The sequence below is a fragment of the Micromonospora sp. NPDC051196 genome (genome assembly GCF_040682415.1).
GTDB lineage: Bacteria > Actinomycetota > Actinomycetes > Mycobacteriales > Micromonosporaceae > Micromonospora.
On sequence record NZ_JBFBAY010000041.1, the window covers coordinates 1 to 3,274 of the forward strand.

A 3,274-nucleotide genomic window follows, 5' to 3' on the forward strand; every position below is an offset into this window, starting at 1 on the left:
CGTTTGTTTGTTGTGAGTTACACAGTGGACGCGAGCAGAATCTTTGTGAGCAAGTCCTCGGCCTATTAGTACCGGTCAACTGAACCCGTTACCGGGCTTACATTTCCGGCCTATCAACCCAGTCGTCTAGCTGGGGGCCTTACCCACCCGAAAGTGGTGGGATACCTCATCTTGAAGCAGGCTTCCCGCTTAGATGCTTTCAGCGGTTATCCCTTCCGAACGTAGCTAACCAGCCGTGCCCCTGGCGGGACAACTGGCACACCAGAGGTTCGTCCGTCCCGGTCCTCTCGTACTAGGGACAGCCCTTCTCAAGTATCCTACGCGCACGGCGGATAGGGACCGAACTGTCTCACGACGTTCTAAACCCAGCTCGCGTACCGCTTTAATGGGCGAACAGCCCAACCCTTGGGACCTGCTACAGCCCCAGGATGCGACGAGCCGACATCGAGGTGCCAAACCATCCCGTCGATATGGACTCTTGGGGAAGATCAGCCTGTTATCCCCGGGGTACCTTTTATCCGTTGAGCGACACCGCTTCCACTCGCAAGTGCCGGATCACTAGTCCCGACTTTCGTCCCTGCTCGACCCGTCAGTCTCACAGTCAAGCTCCCTTGTGTACTTGCACTCAACACCTGATTGCCAACCAGGCTGAGGGAACCTTTGGGCGCCTCCGTTACCTTTTAGGAGGCAACCGCCCCAGTTAAACTACCCACCAGACACTGTCCCTGAACCGGATAACGGTCCGAAGTTAGATACCCGAATCAACCAGAGTGGTATTTCAAGATTGCCTCCACACATACTGGCGTATGCGCTTCACCGGCTCCCACCTATCCTACACAAGCTAACTCAGATACCAATGTCAAGCTATAGTAAAGGTCCCGGGGTCTTTCCGTCCTGCCGCGCGTAACGAGCATCTTTACTCGTACTGCAATTTCGCCGGGCCTGTGGTTGAGACAGTGGGGAAGTCGTTACGCCATTCGTGCAGGTCGGAACTTACCCGACAAGGAATTTCGCTACCTTAGGATGGTTATAGTTACCACCGCCGTTTACTGGCGCTTAAGTTCTCCGCTTCGCCCCGAAGAGCTAACAGGTCCCCTTAACGTTCCAGCACCGGGCAGGCGTCAGTCCATATACATCGAATTACTTCTTCGCATGGACCTGTGTTTTTAGTAAACAGTCGCTTCCCCCTGCTCTCTGCGGCCATACAACGCTCCACCCGCGCGGGGCTTCACGTCTCCGGCCCCCCTTCTCCCTAAGTTACGGGGGCAATTTGCCGAGTTCCTTAACCACAGTTCGCCCGATCGCCTCGGTATTCTCTACCTGACCACCTGTGTCGGTTTGGGGTACGGGCCGCTCGAAACTCGCTAGAGGCTTTTCTCGGCAGCATAGGATCACTGACTTCACCTGAATCGGCTCGGCATCACGTCTCAGCCTACATGTGCTGCGGATTTGCCTACAGCACGGCCTACACGCTTACCCCGGCACAACCACCGGCCGGGCTCAGCTACCTTCCTGCGTCACCCCATCGCTTGACTACTACCCGCCAGGTTCCCACGCTCCCCACCCTCAACCCGAAGGCCTTGGATGGTTTGGATGGTTAGCACAACGAGGTTCATCAGGGACGCTCCTTCGCGGGTACGGGAATATCAACCCGTTGTCCATCGACTACGCCTCTCGGCCTCGCCTTAGGTCCCGACTCACCCAGGGCGGATTAACCTGGCCCTGGAACCCTTGGTCATCCGGCGGAAGGGTTTCTCACCCTTCTTTCGCTACTCATGCCTGCATTCTCACTCGTGCCGCGTCCACAACTAGGTCACCCTGCTGCTTCACCCCCGGCACGACGCTCCCCTACCCATCCACACACCTGCACCAACACCCGAAGGCGCCAGCGGGGTTAAAATGTGAATGCCACAGCTTCGGCGGTGTGCTTGAGCCCCGCTACATTGTCGGCGCGGAACCACTTGACCAGTGAGCTATTACGCACTCTTTAAAGGGTGGCTGCTTCTAAGCCAACCTCCTGGTTGTCTATGCGACCCCACATCCTTTTCCACTTAGCACACGCTTAGGGGCCTTAGCTGGTGATCTGGGCTGTTTCCCTCTCGACTACGAAGCTTATCCCCCGCAGTCTCACTGCCGCGCTCTCACTTACCGGCATTCGGAGTTTGGCTGATTTCGGTAAGCTTGTGGGCCCCCTAGACCATCCAGTGCTCTACCTCCGGCAAGAAACACACGACGCTGCACCTAAATGCATTTCGGGGAGAACCAGCTATCACGGAGTTTGATTGGCCTTTCACCCCTAACCACAGGTCATCCCCCAACTTTTCAACGTTGGTGGGTTCGGCCCTCCACGCGGTCTTACCCACGCTTCAGCCTGCCCATGGCTAGATCACTCCGCTTCGGGTCTAGAACATGCGACTCAAACGCCCTCTTCAGACTCGCTTTCGCTACGGCTCCCCCACACGGGTTAACCTCGCCACATGCCACTAACTCGCAGGCTCATTCTTCAAAAGGCACGCCGTCACCCCTAAAGGCTCCGACGGATTGTAGGCGAACGGTTTCAGGTACTATTTCACTCCCCTCCCGGGGTACTTTTCACCATTCCCTCACGGTACTCGTCCGCTATCGGTCACCAGGAAGTATTTAGGCTTACCAGGTGGTCCTGGCAGATTCACGGCAGATTTCAGGAGTCCGCCGCTACTCGGGAACACCCACAGAAGACCAGCTGTTTTCACCTACCGGACTATCACCGTCTACGGTCAGCCTTTCCAGACCATTCAGCTAACAACTGGCTTTATAACTCCTCAAACGAGTGTCAGCTCGTTTCGCAGGGTCCCACAACCCCGACCACGCAACCCCTGACAGGTATCACACGCAACCGGTTTAGCCTCAATCCGCTTTCGCTCGCCACTACTCACGGAATCACTATTTGTTTTCTCTTCCTACGGGTACTGAGATGTTTCACTTCCCCGCGTTCCCTCCACACACCCTATGAGTTCAGGTGCAGGTGACATCACATGACTGATGCCGGGTTACCCCATTCGGACACCCTGGGATCACAGCTCGGTTGACAGCTCCCCCAGGCCTATCGCGGCCTCCCACGTCCTTCATCGGCTCCTGGTGCCAAGGCATCCACCGTTCGCCCTTGACAACTTGACCACAAAGATGCTCGCGTCCACTGTGCAATTCTCAACAAACAACCAACCCACAACCCCAAGCCCCACACCAAACCCGGAAAACCGGCGGTATGCGAGACCAGGCCATGCCTGGCAACCAC

At 56.6% G+C, this 3,274-nt stretch carries 1 rRNA gene; it reads right to left on the minus strand.

Annotation, left to right across the window (positions count from 1 at the left end):
- Nucleotides 1-45: 45 nt before the first annotated feature.
- Nucleotides 46-3,156, minus strand: a 23S ribosomal RNA gene (locus AB0M35_RS29080).
- Nucleotides 3,157-3,274 lie beyond the last annotated feature (118 nt).